The sequence below is a fragment of the Acidobacteriota bacterium genome (assembly GCA_016716435.1).
Lineage (GTDB): Bacteria > Acidobacteriota > Blastocatellia > Pyrinomonadales > Pyrinomonadaceae > OLB17.
Genome location: JADJWI010000008.1, coordinates 1,346,964 through 1,366,083 on the forward strand (window position 1 = coordinate 1,346,964; position 19,120 = coordinate 1,366,083).

12 protein-coding genes are annotated in these 19,120 nt (G+C 50.8%); 9 read left to right on the forward strand and 3 right to left on the reverse strand.

Going from position 1 to position 19,120, the window contains the following annotated elements; all coding sequences use genetic code 11:
• Nucleotides 1-35: 35 nt before the first annotated feature.
• On the reverse strand, nt 36-2,645 hold the full coding sequence (locus IPM21_18205; GenBank protein ID MBK9165801.1) for a serine/threonine protein kinase: 2,610 nt from the start codon (nt 2,643-2,645) through the stop codon (nt 36-38).
• A gap of 41 nt (nt 2,646-2,686) precedes the next feature.
• Nucleotides 2,687-3,247: a sigma-70 family RNA polymerase sigma factor gene (locus tag IPM21_18210; protein ID MBK9165802.1), complete on the reverse strand. Its 561-nt coding sequence runs from the start codon at nt 3,245-3,247 to the stop codon at nt 2,687-2,689.
• A 615-nt stretch (nt 3,248-3,862) separates the two neighbouring features.
• Here IPM21_18210 and IPM21_18215 point away from each other — a divergent pair.
• The 7 genes from IPM21_18215 (at nt 3,863) to IPM21_18245 (ending at nt 14,666) form a co-directional block, all read left to right on the forward strand.
• Complete coding sequence (locus tag IPM21_18215) at nt 3,863-4,723, forward strand: hypothetical protein (protein MBK9165803.1); 861 nt, start codon at nt 3,863-3,865, stop codon at nt 4,721-4,723.
• 85 nt (nt 4,724-4,808) lie between these two features.
• Complete coding sequence (locus IPM21_18220) at nt 4,809-6,965, forward strand: hypothetical protein (protein MBK9165804.1); 2,157 nt, start codon at nt 4,809-4,811, stop codon at nt 6,963-6,965.
• Between the two features lie 12 nt (nt 6,966-6,977).
• Nucleotides 6,978-8,888 carry a hypothetical protein gene (locus IPM21_18225; GenBank protein MBK9165805.1) on the forward strand — a complete coding sequence of 637 codons (1,911 nt, stop codon included), beginning with the start codon at nt 6,978-6,980 and terminating at the stop codon, nt 8,886-8,888.
• Nucleotides 8,889-8,988: 100 nt separating this feature from the next.
• Nucleotides 8,989-10,641, forward strand: coding sequence for a hypothetical protein (locus tag IPM21_18230; GenBank protein ID MBK9165806.1), 1,653 nt, complete (start codon nt 8,989-8,991; stop codon nt 10,639-10,641).
• An 89-nt stretch (nt 10,642-10,730) separates the two neighbouring features.
• Complete coding sequence (locus IPM21_18235) at nt 10,731-12,347, forward strand: hypothetical protein (protein MBK9165807.1); 1,617 nt, start codon at nt 10,731-10,733, stop codon at nt 12,345-12,347.
• A 147-nt stretch (nt 12,348-12,494) separates the two neighbouring features.
• Nucleotides 12,495-12,905, forward strand: a complete 411-nt coding sequence (locus tag IPM21_18240) for a tail fiber domain-containing protein (protein ID MBK9165808.1) — start codon at nt 12,495-12,497, stop codon at nt 12,903-12,905.
• A 9-nt stretch (nt 12,906-12,914) separates the two neighbouring features.
• Nucleotides 12,915-14,666, forward strand: a complete 1,752-nt coding sequence (locus IPM21_18245; protein ID MBK9165809.1) for a tail fiber domain-containing protein — start codon at nt 12,915-12,917, stop codon at nt 14,664-14,666.
• An 828-nt stretch (nt 14,667-15,494) separates the two neighbouring features.
• Here the strand turns inward: IPM21_18245 and IPM21_18250 are convergent.
• Nucleotides 15,495-16,646 carry a site-specific integrase gene (locus tag IPM21_18250; protein ID MBK9165810.1) on the reverse strand — a complete coding sequence of 384 codons (1,152 nt, stop codon included), beginning with the start codon at nt 16,644-16,646 and terminating at the stop codon, nt 15,495-15,497.
• A 771-nt stretch (nt 16,647-17,417) separates the two neighbouring features.
• On the opposite strand from IPM21_18250, the gene IPM21_18255 reads away from it, so the two are divergent.
• Nucleotides 17,418-17,978 (forward strand): hypothetical protein, encoded by a 561-nt coding sequence (locus tag IPM21_18255; protein ID MBK9165811.1) that lies wholly within the window; start codon nt 17,418-17,420, stop codon nt 17,976-17,978.
• 113 nt (nt 17,979-18,091) lie between these two features.
• Complete coding sequence (locus IPM21_18260; GenBank protein ID MBK9165812.1) at nt 18,092-19,009, forward strand: hypothetical protein; 918 nt, start codon at nt 18,092-18,094, stop codon at nt 19,007-19,009.
• Nucleotides 19,010-19,120: the final 111 nt, after the last annotated feature.

The window sequence follows — 19,120 nt, forward strand, 5'->3', positions numbered from 1 at the left end:
GTCTGGGCTGCCGCATTAAAAGTGAGGGGTAGCATTTATTTGAGGAGTGCTAGGGCTTCGTCACATTGGGTAAGGAGGGCAGCGACCTCGTCGGTGACTGCGGCGTCTTCGGCTACGGTTATTTCTTCGTCGCGATATCGTTTATAAACATCGTAAGCTTTTTGCAAAAGTGGCCGAGCTTTGAGCAAGGCTTCTCTTTTGGCTGAGCGGTTCGTTTCGGCTAGGCCCATTGCGAGATATGCCCGGCCGAGTTCATCATCAATGCCGGCCAACTGAAACGGAGCGATCGTGTTATCTGGGTCGCTTTCGACAACTTTGGCAAAAGCGTTTCGGGCATTCTGGAGCACGGCGATCCCTTCTTGCCATTTGCCGGAAAGTGCCAGTACGCGCCCGCGATTTGCGGCTGTTAGCGAGGTGAGCATCTCCGCATCAAGATTTCCGGCGTCGTTCCCTCCGATCCTGCGTGCGTGTTCAACGGCAATATCGGCGCTCTTTAGTGCCTCATCATATTGGCCGATATCAGCGGCGGCACCGGCAATGCTGGTATGGACCACAACCGAGATCCGCAACACGTCCGTGTTGTTGGGACGTTCTTTAACAATGGGCTCGATGAGGGTTCTGGCTTTTCTGAATTCTGCGAGGGCCGATTCCTTTTGGCCCGTTCCGGAATAGATCTCACCAAGCGTATCGTAAGCGAGAATGAGCCCTGAAACGTACCGATCACTGCCGGAGTCTCGCTTTACAAGAGCTTCGAAGATCTCGGTGCCCTTTTTCATGGTCGCAATGCCTTCATCAAATTTATTGACTACGGCGGCACCGCGTCCGGCATTTAGGTATGCCGCTCCGAGCTCGAAGATAAGTCCAAGGTCCTCTCCCTTCTCCGGCTCAGCCGCGACCAATAGCTCTAAGGCGAGCTTGTGATTTTCATAGTAGCCTTGTAGATCCGTCTCAAGATAAGCAGCATCGGCCTTGCGGGCATAGGCCGCCGCAAGCTTCGCCTTGAACTTCGGATCGGTCGCTCCGCTATCTACTATGGAACGTAATATCTCAAACGATTTTTCGTAGCTTGCTTTCGCTTCGGCCGTTTGGCCGAGGTTTGCCTGCCCGTAACCACCCTGGATGTTTCCGATCCGCAAATACCCGTCGGCCAATTCGGCAAGCAAATATGGATCATTGCTTCCCTCGGCTGCGAGCCGGTCGAGGTACTCAAGAGCTTTAGCGGCCAGAAGTTCTTTCGCCTTGGTACTTCCGGGCACCGCTTCGATGGCGTCGTAAAGCTCGTAAAGCACGCTTTTTGCCAAGGTTCTCGTATCATTGAATCGCTTTTCGGCAATCTGGCGTTCGCGTTGGGCGACGGTGTATTGCCAACCGGTGACACCCGTTGCGGTAAGAAGAAGAAGGGCTGCTGCGGCCGTTCCGATCACGGCCTTCTTGTTCCGGTTAAGGAACTTGCGAAAGCGATAAGATCGCGAATCGGCGGTCGCATTGACGGGAAGGCCCTCAAGGTATCGGCGAATGTCTTCCGAAAATTCCTCGACCGAACGGTAGCGTCGCTCAGGTTCGCGACGGATGGCCTTTAAGATTATGTTGTCAAGATCGCCCTGGAGCAGCTTACGGTCGATCGCGGTCTCAGATCTCTTTTTCCCTTCAATGCTCTCGCCCGTCTCAGCGTTCAACTTTCCGTCGGTTCGTTTGTCCTTCCCCGAGGTCAAACCGGAGCTAACCGTTGAAGGCCGCGGCGGTTCGTTTGATAGCACGCTGTCAAGAAGTTCCTTCGGCGCCTTTCCGCGTGTTTGAAAGGGCCGTCCGCCGGTTAGTAATTCGAAAAGGATCACACCCAGGCTGTAAACGTCCGTGGAGGTTGAGGTCGCTTCCCCGGCGATCTGTTCGGGCGACGCGTACTCAGGCGTCATCACTCTGAACTGCGTCACGGTCGCTTCGTGCGTGTCGTCGTTCCAGTCTGGGGAAAGCAATTTTGCGATGCCAAAGTCGAGCAGTTTAGGCTCGCCGTCTTTGGTGACAAGAATGTTTGTCGGTTTCAGGTCGCGGTGAACGACCAGCTTTTGGTGTGCGCTTGAAACGGCGTTGCAAACCTTCCGAAAAAGCACAAGCCGTTCGGTCAGACCGTATGAGTTGTCGTTGCAATATTTACGGATCTCGTCGCCGTCCACGAGCTCCATCACGAAGTACGGTCCGCCTTCCGCGGTCGAGCCGCCATCGAGCATTCTTGCAATGTTAGGGTGCTCGAGATTGGCGAGGATCTGCCGTTCCATCAAGAAGCGCTTCAAGACGGAGTTCGTATCCATCCCGCGTTTAATGAGCTTCAGGGCGACCTTCTGCGAAAAGCCTTCGCCGGTCTGCTCGGCCAGAAAGACCGTCCCCATACCGCCCGTCCCGATCTCACTGATGAGCCGATAGTCATCCACCTGCTCTGGGTGGCGTGCAGAGTTGCTGCCGAGCGAGGCCTCGTCAACAAACAAAGGTTTATCGATGAACCCGTCCGGCGATCCGGCAGAGGCGAGCCGCTCGACGTCCGTGCGAATATCCGGAGCAAGACCGTTGAGAAATTCCTCGCGCTCATCGACGGGCCGCTCAAGAGCCTCAGCAAGCTTGGCCTTTACTATCTTCCATTTGGCTGCGTCCATTTTCTTCCACTCATTTACGCGGAAATTTTTTCATTGGAGGGTCATTTTTTTGAAATGCGGTCGTAGAGCCAAGCCCGGGCCGTGGCCCACTCGCGTTTTACCGTTGCCGGTGAGACCTTTAGCACGTCTGCGGTTTCCTCGATGGTCAGGCCGCCGAAATAGCGGAGCTCGACCACACGAACTTGATCGGGGTCGAGCGCGGCCAGGTCAGTAAGTGCCTCGTCGAGCTCCAGCAATTGATGGTCAACCTCGACCGAAATACTCGGGGCGTCGTCGATCGGTACTTTTTCGGCTTCACGCTTTACGGCCTTTCGCGAACGGGCGGCGTCGATCAAGATCCGCCGCATCGCTTGGGCCGCGATAGCGAAAAACTGACCGCGATTTTCCCAATCGACCGATCGCTGGTTGGTCAGTTTGAAATAGGCTTCGTGCACCAATTCGGTGGTCTGTATCGACGCCGCATATTCTCGATTGAGGAAGCTTCGCGCAAGCCGACGAAGCTCGTTGTAAACAAGCGGAAGCAACCGGTCAAGCGTTTCCTTTTCGCTGCCTTTTCCTTCTTTCCCGAGCTCGTTCAGTAAAAGGGTGACTTCCGTTTCCATACTTGGAATGAGCCAATATTAGCACAGCAAACCCCTATATACTGCAAATTTTGGGGGCTGGCGCCGGTGACATTCTGCGGTACCTAAATAAACGAATCGTCTGTTACTGAATGCCTAAAACGAGGCCGCGATATTTTGAGCCGCTTTTACTAAGAACGTCGCGTTTTAATGTAGAGGAGCCATTCATCGGAAGGAATTAGAGCTGATATGTTGAATCGAACATTTGCAGGAGTCTTGATCTTAGTATTGGCGGCGGGCCCGATCTTCGCCGATTACAAGATCTCACAACAGACGGTCATAGAGACTATGACTTTTGAATCTACTACTTACTCAAAAGGCGTTCGCCAACGTCGTGAACAGAAGATCGATTTCGGCGGTGACGCTGAGAAAGCGGCGATCATGGCGAACGCAATGCCAAATTTCATCGAAATTTCTCAGTGTGACCTGAAACAGGATGTTACTTTGAGCGAGGCAAAGAAGTCCTACTTTATCGATTATTACGACTGGTCTAGCCTGCCGCCCGAAGTCAGAAAACGCCGGCCGAATCAAAAGATCGAGATCAAGGGAACCGTAACCGTGTCTTCGACTGTTACGGATTCGGGAAAGTCTCAAACGATGTTCGGCTTCAAGGCGAGATGGCTAAAAAGCGTGACTGCCTTCGATCAATCGGCGGATTCTTGTGATGGACGAAAGAATGTCAAGATCGAAACCGAAGGCTGGTTTATCGATCTATCCCTCGATCAACAATCGTGCAAAGTACCTCGGGCTCCGGTAGAGGTCGGTGGATTTTGTCGGCCCAAACTTGTTCTTAAAGCGGCTCAAGACCCCGGTTTTCTTCTCGAAGGCACGACGAAGATCTATGACAACGATAAACTCCAAGGTACAACTAACATCAAAACGACCGCCCTTTCCCGAGCGACGCTTGACCCCGCCTTGTTCGAAATTCCCAAAGATTGGACGGAAGTTGATGCGCTTTCCGAATTGATGCCGGGTTTTTCGAATGTCGCGCGGGATAATTCCGCCACCACGATTATCGGCAACTCAAATAGAAGCTCTTCAGTGAAAACCATCGCGGTCGACTTCTTTTCAGGCAATGCGTCCAAGGTCGATCAGGCCGAACTGCGGAGCTATATTTCACAAAGAGTTTCCGCGGCCGGGATGAGCGGTTTTCCGATCAACTCACAAGCCGAAATATCCTCGGGGAAATTTGCCAACGTCATAGGCGTTGAGCTTAAAAAGGTCAAAGAATCCGGCGGAGCAAAGATCGGCGGACTGTTTGGTAAAGTCACGGGCAACAGCGATGTTGTCAAACTCGGCGATTCCGAAGCCGAGATCGTGGTTACTATCTACGGCGCTGATGGCAAGACCGTGGTTGCCAGCATGGCCGCAACCGAAAAGGTGAAGGGTAAAGGAACCGATGCGGTTAAGGCCGCACTTGATAAGGTTCTTGGCAGCCTGTTGGATAAGATCAAATAGCAGATCATGAGGGTAGTGTTTTCCGTGACCACAGCTACTTTTGGATACAAACTTCGGGAAGCTTTCGGGGATGAGGAACAAAACCATGAATCGAATTTCTACCTTAACTCTAGTCCTTCTGACCGTCGCGAGCTTTAATTCGATCCTCGCGCAACGCACGACGACGAGTGCTCCGCCGCCGGACCCGAAACTGGAAATACTTGAAAGCAAGAATCCGCTCGATAAATTCTCCGAAAAAGGGTTGCCCGAAGCATATATCATCGGAAAAAATCGATCAGACGAACTTGCGGAATGGCTAGCCAAAGAAATCTTGAAACATGACAACGAATCGCTTTCGAAGATGATCGCCGCTCTGCAAAAGGCCGGTTTCTACATCATTGACCGAAACCAGAAGATCCTCTATCAACCGACTTCCTCCTACGATATGGAGATGTCGTTCTATGACTTTGAGGTAGCCGGAATGCTCAGGGCGTCCGCGATGGGGTCGACCACGACGATCAAAAAGATGGCTGAGGTTCTCTCGCAGAACAACCGCCAGGTTCCGGCCGAAAACCTCGGGAAAACGATCTTGGAGGACCTGCGAAAAGCCAATACGTCAAAAGATATGCGAATCCGTTTTGCGGCAAAATTGATTTTTGCGCTCGGCAAACATTCATCTAAACCCGTCGATTTAAACCTAACTTCGCCGGAAACCTCACTGATAAACCTGATACAGGCCTCTTTGATCGAGCGTATTTTACTTGGAGATCTGATCGATACTTATTCCACACTCGTTGCCGGATCGTATCGGAATGGGAACCTGTTCCGCGAAAATACGTTTCGTTTTGTTAATGCTAGTTTCCTAAATAGCAGCAATAGCTGCGACTCGTGGGACGATCTGACAACACTTCGAAACACCGGAAAGAACGCCTATAGATCGGTCGAGAAACTTGCGATCTTTGAACGAACTCTGGATGAGTGCGAGATGCTCGGAGATCAAAGAGCGATCGCCGAATGCAAGTCACGCAAAGCAAACCAAACATATCAAGCTTTCCGCCGGCAGTTTCTTGAGAGCTTCGGAAAGGGGCTAAGATTTGTGGTTATTTCAATGGCGTCGAATAAGTTGAGAGCAGCATCGCAGAAGATAAATATCGAGCTAAGGGCCCAGGATCCGATCCCGCTTGTGAGAACCAAATCGGCCGTCAATGCAGGAGAAACTCGCGATGTAAACGCGAAGTTTACAATTGAATGGGCGAAGGCGGAGAATGCGGCTCAGGCCGGGTGTTTAGACAATCTGGTCGCTGATTCTAATCCGAAGTTCGACATTCTCGAATCCCCTTCGCTGGAAGGAAAAAAGGTCGAGTGGATACTACTTGCGGAGGATGCTGAGTATTTAGGGGACGATTCAGTCAAGTTGAGCACACAGACCGATAAGCTGCTAGGTCAGGCGGGCGAAAGCACGGTCAGCGTCGTCGGCAAGCCTCAGTCGGAAGACCTAACCAACAGGAAGACATATGCCACGCCGCACACCGCTTATCTTATGGTAACGATCGGCGAGAATGGGACGGTTCTAGGTTCGAAAGGCATTCGTATTCCGGTCCGGGACTGGATCCCATGCACGGATGATTGGAGCGGAACGATCGAATATGAACGTAGTTACGAGAAGACGTACATCATGAAATCTACCCGGCAAAGCAACGGTAACGGAACGGGCGACGGCATAAGAAAATACAAATTCATCGAGGAGGCTCAGATCAAACTCAACCCGCGCAAACCAGAAGAAATGAAAACTAAGCCCCCGAAACCAGCAAACATGTACATCTTTTATCTATTGGAAGATATTTTTGAGGGCGTGCGTGAGAACGATCCATGTTGCGGAAAATCCGAAGGCAGCTTTACCACAAAGTTCAGAAAAGGGAGAAAGGAGTGGTTCACAGGACCGTTGCAGAGACCTTTCATGGTGAGTCATCGGTACGGCGAACGTGATTACAGCTTAGGATTTAACTCATCGACCGGTAGCTTCAAAATGACCGAACTCAATATCGATGAAGTTATCGACACAAACTGCGACCTTGAAGAACTTACCCCGCTTGATCAACGTGAGAGGATCAACTCATCCTTCGATATGATCCTAGAATCCGGCCGGTACGGACAGAGATACGTCGGCACGGCGGGCGAAGGATTCTACGGCACAAAAGTTTTGAATCCGCCGGACGGCACAAAAATAACTTGGAAATGGAATCTCTACCGCTGCCGAGATTGATAAACGAAAGGCATGAAAGAGGAAATAGTGAAGACCCAGACCCATATACGATTATTTCTCATCAACTTGTTCATCTTGGCCGGTTTTCATCCAGCCTTCGCCCAGTCGTTTTGCGATGCGGCCGGTGACCTGGCAGCAGACAACGCGTCATTGCCATGGAAACTTCGGACTGAAACAAAGACCGGCACCTGGGCGACCGCGATGAAGCCGGTAATTCAAGAAATGCGAAGGCTGTTTCCTGAACCGCCAAAAGGCCTACAGGTCACCTACGGCATATTCGATGCAATGGGCATACAGACTTCACCGAAAAATGCACGTCAGTATTATGAAGGCTTTTTCATGATAAAGGACATTGTCTGCTACACGCATCAAGGAAAAAACGTCATCGGACCCGAAGGGGAAACGGGAAACTGGATCTACTTTCGCGTAAATGATTTCAAGGGCTTTGCCGTAAACGGAAACTCCGGTGATCTGGTGCTCGCGGGAACTGAATTGCGTTTGAATATGAGTGGAGATATCCGTATCGAAGAAAACAAGAATGGGATGCGAAGCATTTATTTCTTTAACGAAAATGACGAACAACAATTCTCGGGCTGGTATTTTTCCGAAAGGAAAGCATTGCCTTACCGTCGTGTAACCAGAGAGGAGTTTGCCCGGTCTTATCGCGAGTATTGGCTCAAAAAGATCGACGGAGAGATTAACCGGCTTGAAGGGGTTCTGGCTACCTCGCAAAGAACTTTCACGCGCGTTTCGGCCGAAAGGGGAATTATGACCGATGCCGAAAAGCAGAGATTCTTCCAAAGTCTTCGTGAAGGCGATCAGAAAACGCAACAGGCGATCGATCAATATAAGGCCCGACGCAGCGATGCGATCCGGTTCACGGATGTTGTAGCGAAGTCGCCCGATAGTGGCTCCGAGGCTTTTGTTGCAAACTTCAACGAGATCCTAAATCAGCCGAGCGAAATTCGATTCGGGAGCGGGAAAGGAAAGGGAAAATTTGTTTACGTAGCGAATCCGGCGTTCTACGATCCCAGATTGCCGAAATGGAAGCCGCAGGTCATAACTGTCGAACTCCGGCGGCAGGATACGTCGCCCGCAAAAACGGCATTTACCAATAAATTCGAAGACGAGTTTGATTTCAACGTCATCCGTAAAATGGTCGGGATGAGTCCGCTGCCGAAGCCGCCGACGATCACGGGCATGGGCGATACGCCGGTTCGGGAAACCGGACGGCCTGTCACCAAGAACTCGTCGAACGCGGAAAACGGCGCCGGATTTTTCGAAGATTTTGCCGATTCCGCTATCGGGCAGGCCCCGGCCAAATGGACGCTTAGCAACAATACGGGCATCGTCAAGAAGAATCCTGGACAGTCCGGAAACTGGCTTGCGATGAGCAAAGAAGGGTTGTTCTTCCCCGATTACGCGGTTCTGGCCCTGCCGAATAGTTTTACTGTGGAGTTTGATGTCACTTGGACCAAGAACATCTCGTACTACAGCCCGAGTTTCTATTTTCACCTCGGAGCGGCCCCGTACGACAACACTCTGAAACGCTACGACCGAGCGCTTGTTAATCTAAATGCCTACACGTCGTCGCGAATGGAGCGTGTCGCTCTCTGGATCGATCCGCACTGGAACAACGAACACGGCCGTTACGGCCTGCAGGTCTTTGACGCACGCGGCGGCTATAAACTTGATAAAGCCGATAAAACGAAGATCTATTTCAAAGATAAAAATCTCGTCAAGGTAAAACTCGTCCGCCAGGGATCGCTGCTTTCGATCTTTTTTAACGGAACGAAAATGTCCGAGGACGCCGTGCTGAGCGAGAATATTCGCTGGAACTTTTTCGGCTTCGGCGTCGACAACGCTCCGAACGCCGACCCGAGCGATGAATTTTACGTGAGCAATATTCGCTTGTCGAAGTAATAAATGGCAGAAATGCGACTGTTAAGGAGCGTGTTTCTTCGGTCGATCAAAAAGCAAAACACGATTCCTGACCGTCGAGCTTCCGCCTAAGAGGAAAGTTATGAAAAATCAACATTATTTGACGCTAATTTTTACGATCATGCTGATGACTATTGGTTTGCAAGCCCAAACCTACAATTCAAACGCAGGCGGTTACAACGGCGGTTACGGGCAAGTATATCAATCATTTGGGCTCGCCCAAGCGACCATCAGTATGCAGCAAAATACCCAAATGCAAATTCAAAAACTGATGATGCAGCAGGCGATGGAAAAGAAATTCGGGAAAGCCGCGGTCGCAAAGGTGCAATCAGGTTCGAATACGAAAACCGCAACGAGAGGTCCCGCATTTTTCACGCCCGTTTCAAAAAGCGACAATTTCAAGATTATCGCTGATTCGGTCGGGCAAGACGCCGAACAAAGAACTCTCTTTAAGCAGCTTTTTAGCGAAGCCAAGAAAGGATTTGACGCTGAAATGGCACCGAAAGGCAGAAAAAATAATCTCGCCGCCGCAATGACCTTTTTTATCGCTTCTACTGTCACTGTTTACAATGACGATCCCGAACCAAGCGATGAGGCGACCGAAAATCTCTTTCAGGCGCTCACCGCGATGTATGAAGAAACGCCCGGAATGACGGAAGTTCCGAATAGAGACAAACAGTTTCTGCACGACGCTTTTGTTAGCTTTAGTGCAATCCCTTTGACATTTTACATGGCGGCAAAAGAAAAAGATGATGCCGAAATGATGAAATTAGCGAAAGTAACAGCTGGTGCGTTGCTTCTCGAGATCTTGAAGATCAATCCAAATGACGTTCGTTTTGAAGGCAGTACTTTGAAGTTAAAAACCGCTCCTTCATCGAACGAAGCTCCTCAAAACACGGCTCCGCAACAGACTTCGAGTGGTTACGGAATCACAAAATTCACCACCACTTTTGATGATGGTTGGGTGGCAACCCCGTTGAGTGATTATGTTGGCGTTGAAAAGGATGGCGTCGAAGTTCGACTTTACTTTCCTGATGCACGGATCGACGGCAATAGGCCGCAGAACACTAACAATTTTGAGCCTTATTACTGGGATGTGTTTGTGAAATCGTCATTTAATGTCAAACAAGCTTTCGTCCGTGAAAAAGAGCAGTACAGCATGGGTCAATCGGACAACTACGAAGCCGCAGCCACCGATAAACAAACGGGTAAAAGCCGTTATGTCGGTATGGGTCTCGCTTTTTTCAACGGAAGCTGCTGGACGATTGTCGTTAACGCACCGGACAGGAAAACTTATTATTCGATGTTCCCGAACGATTCGAGCCTTAAACAGATGCTCAACTACAATAAGTTTGGCGTTGCAGAAGAGGATTTGATCGGTAAATGGAGCAGTTTTGATGCCGCCAGCATTCAGTTTTACAACATCTATTCGGGTGACCTAGCAGGAATGGCAACTGCTTCGACAAATGATTCCTTTGTTTTCTACGGCAACGGAACCTATCAGAGCGAGCACGCCGGAACCAGCACTTTCCGTGGGTCTTTGGCTCATGGCAAATCCAACTACAGAGGAACTTTTCGTGCAAACGACTGGAATTTAACCTTATCCAACCGCGGAGCAAATGATCCCGGGGAATTCTCCTCCCAATTTGAAGCCGTAAAAGGCGGTTTTATGTTGAATCTTGTGAGTAAGAAATTTAGTGGTATGAAAATGAGTCTTTACAAAATCAAACAGTAGCCGGAAGGTCCGAATTCGTGCAAACCAAGCGGAACTTGCTAAGGCAAATTGATGCGAATTCATAATTGACAGTTCTTTACGAGGTGAGAATGAAGAATCGAAATTTCATTATTTTGACGATACTTTTAGTTTTGGCAGGTATTAGCACAACCAACGCCCAAACCTTAAATTCGGGTGCCGACGGCAACAACGGAGGTTATGGCCAGGTATATCAATCATCCGGTCTTGCCCAGGCAACGCTGAGCATGCAGCAGAACACGCAGATGCGGATACAGAGTGCGATCTTAGAGCAAGCAGCCGCGAACGATTCCGGCAAGAACCGTTCGAGTGGGGCCGTTAGTTCAAAGAAGAGTCTCGCATTCTTTACGCCGGACGGAGCGCGAGACAACTTTAAGATCATTGCCGACGCGGTCGGCCAAGACGCCGAGCAGCGGACATTGTTTAGACAGCTTTTTGCTGAGACCAGGAAAGGGTTTGACGCCGAGGTCGGCCCGAAAGGGAGGAAGAATAATCTCGCGGCGGCATTGATGTTCTTTATCGCGACGACGGTCACGGTCTATAACGACGATCCTGAACCGAATGAAGCCTCGCAAGAAGCTCTGTTTCAAGCCCTTACATCAATGTTTGATGAGACTCCCGAAATGGCGGGTGTTCCTGACAAAGATAAAGAATTCCTGTACGACACTTACGTGAGTTTTGCGGCAATGCCTTTGGCTTTTTACGTACAAGCCAAGGATTCGAAAGACCCGGAAATGCTAAAGCTGGCAAAGGTCGTTTCCGGCGCGTTGCTGCTAGATATCCTGAAGATCAACCCGAACGACGTCCGCTTTGAGGGCAATACCTTGAGGTTCAAGAATGCTTCCGCTTCACAACAGCTGCCGGAGGCACCGGCCTCGCAGCAGCCCGCAGGCAATTACGGGATCGCTAAATACATAACCAGTTTCGACGACGGCTGGAAGGCGATACCGGTCGGCGACTATGTCCAGCTAAAGCGAAACGAAACAGAAATACGGCTTTATCACGTCAACAAAGAATGGGACGATAGTCGGGCAAATACGGTTGAGCCCAACGATCATTACTGGGACAGAACTGTTTCTCCGTATTTCAATGTAAGCAATATCCAGAACTGGTCGGGAGTTCAATATCCGGTCATCTATTTTCGCCAGGCTGACGCTATTGACAGACAAACCGGCAAGCGGTCGTTCGTAACGATGAAGATCGTGTACGACGGCGGCGCCCGTGTGATTATTACCATTGCGCCCGATCAGGGTTCGTACAGTCAGCAATTTCCACATCCCAACGATCTGAACCGAATGCTTGCTTACAATAAGTTCGCGGTATCGGCCCAAGACCTCGTCGGAAGATGGACCGGCGGCGGAGGGGGTGGCGTTGAATACTACAACGCATACGGCTACCAGGGCTTGAGTGCGATCTCGACCTCGGACGAATTCGTGTTTGCCGCCGCCGGCAGATACGAAAGCACTCACAACAGCGCCGGCATGAGCGGCGGCGGTACGAACTTCGCGAAAATACAATATCGCGGCCAGTTCACGGCCGGTGACTGGGAAATTTCCGCAACAAACCGCGTAAGCGGCAAGACGAAGAAATTCTGGGCACAGTTTCAGGCCGTTCGCGGCGGATTTCTCTTGATCCTTATTGATAGCGATTATGAACCACTGAGGTACACCCTCTACAAGAAACGATGAGTGGCCCCGAGGCCGATCATTTCAGATCTACTTTCAAGAGCTCGCGTTCTGTCTTCGCCGGCAACTGCGAGGAGTCGTCTAAAGGCTCGGGTTACGGTGCATAACAACTCAGAAAGGCTTCCACGTTTCGAATCGAAGGAGATATTTATGAACATCGTTTCTAGTTGCTCATCATCCGCTCGATACAAAGACAACCTCCGCACATTTAGCTCCGGCCTCGACCTGATCCACAGACTGCGGCCTGTATCGTTCAACTGGACGGACGGGGGCTTGGCCGATCTAGGACTCATCGCCGAAGAGGTCGCCGCGGCTGAACCGCTACTGACAACGACCAACGCTAAAGGCGAGATCGAGGGCGTCAAATACGACCGCGTCGGTGTGGTTTTGGTCAATGCTGTCAAAGAACAGCAAACGCAGATCGAAACGCTCGAAGCGAAAGTCGAAGAACAAAACGAGCTTTTGAGAAATCACAAAGCCGAGATCGACGCGCTCAAAAAGTTTATCTGCAACCAAAATCCGGACGCCGCTTTTTGCGCGGCTAAACCGCAGCCACAATAGGAGAAAACAATGAAGATCTCAAGAATTATTATCCTGATCGTCTTTTGCGCCTTCGCCGCACCAAGTGTTTTGGCACAAAACACAGCGTTCACTTATCAGGGCAGTCTCAACACGAGCGGTCAGCCGGCGAACGGTAATTACGATATGCAGTTTACGCTGCATGCCTCGGACGTAGGAAATAGCGGCGTCGGAGCGACGATCACGAGGTCTAATGTGGCCGTTGTGAACGGTTATTTCGCAGTTTCGCTCGATTGGGGAACATCGGTCTATCCGGTGTTCGGCTCGCGTTGGATCGAAATTGCTGTGCGGCAGGCAGGCGGCGGAGCCTATACGACGCTCAGTCCGCGGGAGCTAGTGAAGGCCACGCCTTATGCGATCTCGAGCTTCTACTCAGAAACCGCGAAGTTTGCAGACTTTCTCGGCGGCAGGACCGCCAGCGAGTACACGCTGACGACCGACCCGCGACTTTCAGATGCCCGCAACCCGCTGCCGAATTCGCCAAGCTACATCCAAAACGGGACTGGCGTTCAGAACTCTTCGAGTTTTAACATCTCGGGTAACGGTACCGTCGGCGGGGCTCTTTCGGCTAACTCTGTAAATTCGGCATCGCAGTATCTTATCAACGGACAGAACGCTCTTTTCATGAATGCCGACACTGTGTTGGTCGGATCCGCTCCGTTATTTGCTCAACCAAGCACCGGCAACACGATCATTGGACGCAATGCCGGAGATAATCTGTTTCAGGGTAATTCGAACACGTATACCGGAAAGGATTCTGGCAAGAACCTTATTACCGGAAGCCAAAATTCCTTTTTTGGCGCTGGTGCTGGCCGCGACGCCAACAACGGCAATCTCAACACTTATATCGGTGCTGAAACAGGTAGCGGAAATTCTTCGGGCGCAAATTTCCAAACCATGATCGGTGCTTACGCTGACGTTCGAGTCCCCGGTCTCTCGAACGCAACCGCGATCGGTTTCCGTGCCGCTGTCGATCGCAGCAATTCGCTCGTGCTCGGTTCGAGCAACGGCATCAACGGAGCGACCGCCGACACTAACGTCGGTATCGGCACTTCCAGCCCGGCTTTCAGATTAGATGTGGTCGGTCGAATGCGGCTGCAGCAGACGCTCAATGCGAGCGGCGGTGCCGACTCAGCCGGCCTTTGGCTCTACCAGCGAACACCAAACGCAGACCGAGCTTTTATCGGTATGCAAGACGACGGCAAAGTTGGATTTTTCGGAACGAATGGTGGGGGTTGGGGTTTGGTGATGGACACAGGAAATGGCAGGACGATCATTAATCAACTTGGTGTCAGTGGTGCCACGCCGCTGTGCCGCAACGCCTCGAACGAGCTCGCCACGTGCTCATCTTCAGCTCGGTACAAGAACAACATCACTGCCTTTTCATCCGGGCTTGACCTAATTCGTAGGCTGCGTCCGGTTTCATTTAACTGGACGGACGGCGGCTTGGCTGATCTAGGACTCGTCGCCGAAGAGGTCGCCGCGGCTGAACCGTTACTGACAACGACCAACGCTAAAGGCGAGGTCGAAGGCGTTAAGTACGACCGGGTTGCCGTCGTTCTTGTAAATGCGGTCAAGGAACAGCAGACCCAGATCGAGGCACAGCAGAAACAGATAGAACAACAGCAGGCGGAGATAGAAAAGCAGCGTGCTGAAATAGAGCAGCAGAAAAAGCGCCTCGACGCGCTCACCGAATATCTTTGCTCAAAACAGGCTGACCCGGCGATCTGCGGAACACCATAAGTAAGGCCGCGGCCAGAGAAGACTATTTTGATCCGGCGGAATTGTTTGCGTTGACGATAAGCTCTGCCAATGGATCACTCGCGGGGCGTCATCCGATGCCCCGTTCTTTCTGTTGAAATCTCCCAACACAAACAACATACGCAGGGGCCGGAGATCGTCGAAAAATCAAAGACGCGTGCAACCCACGCTGGTCTGTCCCCAGCTCGAACGAACCCCCGCATCTATCACGGGGCTCAGAGCACTCGACCTCTGCGTCGGCGTCGGCCCGCCGTTATTCGGAAGCTAACCATAAGCGGACGATGTACAAATACCAAATACGATCGCAAGACAGAACGAGACGGAATTTTTCATTGGGCCTCCGTCATTCAGTTTTTTGAGCGATGGTCGATTTAGAAAAGCGAAACCCCAAAAGAAACAATTTCCACAAAACCGTCGATAAACCCTAATCTTGCGGAGCCTCGCTCCGTGTCGGGGCGGGATGCACGACTTCTTGTCCGACTACAACTGGATCCTAAAAGCCCAACACGCGGACCGATCCGAATCCGCCCCCCATCCGCCTAAGCGTCTGCCAAGCCAGTCTCGGGTGCAGTTCGAGTGAAACGCGAAGCCAAATATCGTGTAACTTCGACAGTCGGTATTCGCTGTGAGGGTGGCAAGCCGGAGCAAACAGGTGTTGCAATACCGACTTTGTTTTGCAACTCTTTTAGTGACCGTTCACCGCTAACTCACTCAGACTTGATACTCGACATGCCAAATCCAGGGTCTTCGGCCCTCCCTGCGAGCAACGTGAGAAATTTACGAAGTTGTGCAATTCCCCGAATTGCTTTCTCACTGGGAATCGTTGTCGAGCCGCTTGACAGCTTCAAGCAGCAGTCTGTCATCGGTTTGAGCGTAAACTGTCGTGATACTCATGTCCGAATGAGCGAATAGGTTCTGGACAATGAGCGGATTCGTGTTTCTCCGGATTAGCTCGCTTGCGAAATAGCTGCGAAGATCATGAAAATGATAGTTCTCTTCTCTCGTACCGCCTTTCTTGTTGATGCCGGCATTGCGGAGTGCGGTGTACCATCTCTTGCGGAAGTCTTTTACTGGGAAAGGAAGCTGCCCGTCCTCGATCATCGCTTTAAGAACCTTCGTTGCAGTGGCGTTGAGCGGAACCAGACGGGGCGGCCTTCCCTTTGATCCGATCACCAGAACCTGCTCGTTCTCAAAATCGATAAAATCCTCAGTGATGGCCATTAATTGGCCACGGCGTAACGGAAGATTGACCGCCAAGACTATCAGCCGATACAGCAGAGTGTCCTTCTCCAGTTCTTTCCAAAGATCTTGCTTTTGTTTTTCATTAAGCAACCGCCTACGGGGCGGTGGTTCTGGTAAGGCTTTCACATATTGCATCGGATTTCGGTCAAGGATTCCCTCCTCGCAGGCCAAACTCAGGATCTTTGAGAGCGTCGACATTATTCGGTTTATCGACGATGGTGATAGCTCACTTTCCTTCTTACGTTTATTTTGGCGGGTCTGAAGCTTGGACCTAAAGTCCCTGCAGTCTTGTGGACTTATGCTGGCCAGTGGACGCTTCTTGAAATGTCCCAGGAGAAGTCGGATGTAGAGGTTCTTTGCACCTTTGTTGACATTGTTCTGCTCAACATACGGCCGGTATTTCGCCTCAATGAATGACGCCAGGGTGGTGGTGCTATCGGCGACACCATAGTTGTGATTAAAGGTCGTCTTTATTATCTGACGTTCGGCTAACTCAGCTTCCTGTTTCGTTATCGCCTCAGGGATGGCTTGGTGAAATACCTTTCCATTAAGGCGTTTATACATCCACCAACGAGCCTTCGCGTAAGCCGGATGGGAAGAAGTTATGCGCTTGCCATTGTATCTTTTGAAGACCGACATAACTCCCCCTAAGAGTTCACAAGTGAAATAGCCGAAAAACGAAACCAGTCCTGCATTCGCAAGTTCTGTTCCGCTTGCCAACCGCCTATTTTTTTGGGGTTTTGGGGGAGTTCTATCGAGAAATTGGAACGCCAACGCACCGGGTCGGTGCATGTCTAGACCAGTTTTGGTTCGCTTATGAACGAGTAGCTGTTGGTTGCAAAATGGTTGCGGTTTTTTCTGCCTTCGCTAGCACCCTAAACCATTGATCTAGAACTGGTTAGTCCCAGGCCCGTTCGCGGGATAACCGAGAACTGCATCCAACTGCACAAAAAAGGGGCTTTCGAATTTCTTCGAAAGCCCCATGTTTATTGGTCGGGACGGCGAGATTTGAACTCACGACCTCTCGCACCCCAACCAACCTAAGGGTTATTCACCGCTTCTCAAAGGCGCTCAAAACTAATCAACATCGACTGTTTGAGCGTCGCTTAGATGCTGTGCGTAGATATGAATCAGCAAAAGTGCAACCATCTTGCAACCAACTCCGCCATTTCTGGCATGTTATTCTTATCGTCGATATGTTTGTCTTATCGGGAATTTTCTGACTTTCCTTGGAGACAAAAGAACAAAAACACCATGACCTTTTCAACCTGCCTGATTAATGAATCATAATACTAATTACGAAATCTAAATCGAAAACCTTGCAGCCGCCGTGCTGTGCGTCTTTAGGCCGATTAGTCGTTGTTGAATTGTTTCAGAAGACAACATTGCAAGGCATGCCGGATCAAATTAGTTATTTCTCCGAGGTTGGGAATGTTTGATTTGTAGGCAGCGTTGAGCTTTGAGCACACCCGAGGCGTAGATGAGTTCTGAATGGGAGAGGGGTTTGATGCACTATTAGGAACGCTTGATACGGACCGCGACCGCGCGGCTGACATATATTTGCGCCTTCGCGAGCGTATCGAACGATTTTTTGAATGGCGAAACTGTGAGGACACTCAGGAGCTAGCAGATATTGTCTTTGACCGGACTGCCAAAAAGATCGTTGATGGCGAAAAGCTCAAGAGCATTGAGGCATATTGCATTTCGGTCGCCAAATTCGTTTTGCTAGAGGATCGTCGGAAAGCCTCTCGTCGAGAGGAGCTTGAAGAAAACTCCTCTACGATTAGCGGCGGCCCGAATGAAGCAGACCTGATTCCCGACGGTCAGGCTGCACTTCGCCATCAGTGTCTGGAAAGGTGCCTTGGCGAACTCGCGGTGGACGACAGAGTGCTGTTGGTCGGCTATTTTGATACGGATCAGCAAACCATGATCTCGAAACGCCAACGGCTGGCAGCATCGCTGGGAGTTACGCTAAATTCATTGCGAATTCGGGTGTGCCGATTGAAGTCAAAGGTCGGAACCTGTACGAAAAAATGCTGTGAGGATGCATGACGGAGTTTTACGGAAACGTTTCTTGTTAATGGAACACTACTAACAGGAAGCAATTGCTCATTTTGATGGAAATAGAAAATGAAGAGATAATTCGGAGATTCCTGCTCGGCAAAATGTCTGAGGAGGAACGCGTTGAATTCGAGAAGCGTTTTGTCGCTGATGCTGATCTGTATGAGCAGATCGCCGCCGTCGAGGACGAACTCATCGAAAAATACGTTCGCGGATGGATCCGGCCGGAGGAAAGTGCTGAGTTTGAGACGGTCTTCCTCGTGACCAAAAAGCGGCGTGACCGAATAGAATTTGCCCGCACTTTCATCGATCAAGTAACAGGAACAGACTCTTCGGTGACGGATGCGGTTGAAGAGAATGCACCGAAACGAGACTTCTTTGCTGCTGTCCGCTATTGGTTTAGCAGTCCTAAAGTCGTAATGGCGGGAGCGATGGCCCTTTTGGTGGCCTTCGTCGGCGTCTGGATGTTTTCGCGTCTTCTTGCCCCCAACCAGCCGGAAGTGGTATTTGAGCCGAACAATGGAGCTCTCGGAACGCCATCCACGATGAAGCCCACGGAGCCGGTCAACTCCTCCTCCCCAGTAAATTCAACTGGAACGCCGGAACCGACCGCGAACACTGAAACGACCGACCAGGTTCCGGCAGCGACGAAAACGCCTATTGCAACTCCAATCCCCGCGATCGAGCAGCCAGTCCGCAATCCCGTTATCGCTCTATTTTCCGGCAATCTTCGGTCTGGCGGATCAAACAACGTTTTGAGACTGTCAAACGAAGCAAAGGCCGCGACCTTCATATTGAATCTCCCGACGACCGACCATAGCGCTTACGCCGCAATAGTTACGGACGCCGACGGGAATACGATCGCGCAATTCAACAAACTAAAGGCGTCGAAAGGTCGCATCAGAATAGTTGTAAGTGCGAATCGACTAAAGAAAGGTGATTACATGATAAGGCTCGACGGGAGTAACGTCTCCGGTGAGAGCGAATCGGTTGCCGATTTTCAGTTTCGAGTAGACCGTTAGATCCGTCCCTACCAAAAAGGCTTCACAGCATTTTTATTTCGAAAAATATGTATGAAATGGATTTGTCCGTTTTTACACTACTAATGGGTGCGCGTTGGCGACGAATATATT

Excerpts from the sequence above, each read along its gene's own strand:
- IPM21_18205 (MBK9165801.1), bottom strand. The coding sequence starts at position 2,645 with ATGGACGCAGCCAAATGGAAGATAGTAAAGGCCAAGCTTGCTGAGGCT.
- IPM21_18210 (MBK9165802.1), bottom strand. The coding sequence starts at position 3,247 with ATGGAAACGGAAGTCACCCTTTTACTGAACGAGCTCGGGAAAGAAGGA.
- IPM21_18215 (MBK9165803.1), top strand. The coding sequence starts at position 3,863 with ATGTTCGGCTTCAAGGCGAGATGGCTAAAAAGCGTGACTGCCTTCGAT.
- IPM21_18220 (MBK9165804.1), top strand. The coding sequence starts at position 4,809 with ATGAATCGAATTTCTACCTTAACTCTAGTCCTTCTGACCGTCGCGAGC.
- IPM21_18225 (MBK9165805.1), top strand. The coding sequence starts at position 6,978 with ATGAAAGAGGAAATAGTGAAGACCCAGACCCATATACGATTATTTCTC.
- IPM21_18230 (MBK9165806.1), top strand. The coding sequence starts at position 8,989 with ATGAAAAATCAACATTATTTGACGCTAATTTTTACGATCATGCTGATG.
- IPM21_18235 (MBK9165807.1), top strand. The coding sequence starts at position 10,731 with ATGAAGAATCGAAATTTCATTATTTTGACGATACTTTTAGTTTTGGCA.
- IPM21_18240 (MBK9165808.1), top strand. The coding sequence starts at position 12,495 with ATGAACATCGTTTCTAGTTGCTCATCATCCGCTCGATACAAAGACAAC.
- IPM21_18245 (MBK9165809.1), top strand. The coding sequence starts at position 12,915 with ATGAAGATCTCAAGAATTATTATCCTGATCGTCTTTTGCGCCTTCGCC.
- IPM21_18255 (MBK9165811.1), top strand. The coding sequence starts at position 17,418 with ATGGGAGAGGGGTTTGATGCACTATTAGGAACGCTTGATACGGACCGC.
- IPM21_18260 (MBK9165812.1), top strand. The coding sequence starts at position 18,092 with ATGTCTGAGGAGGAACGCGTTGAATTCGAGAAGCGTTTTGTCGCTGAT.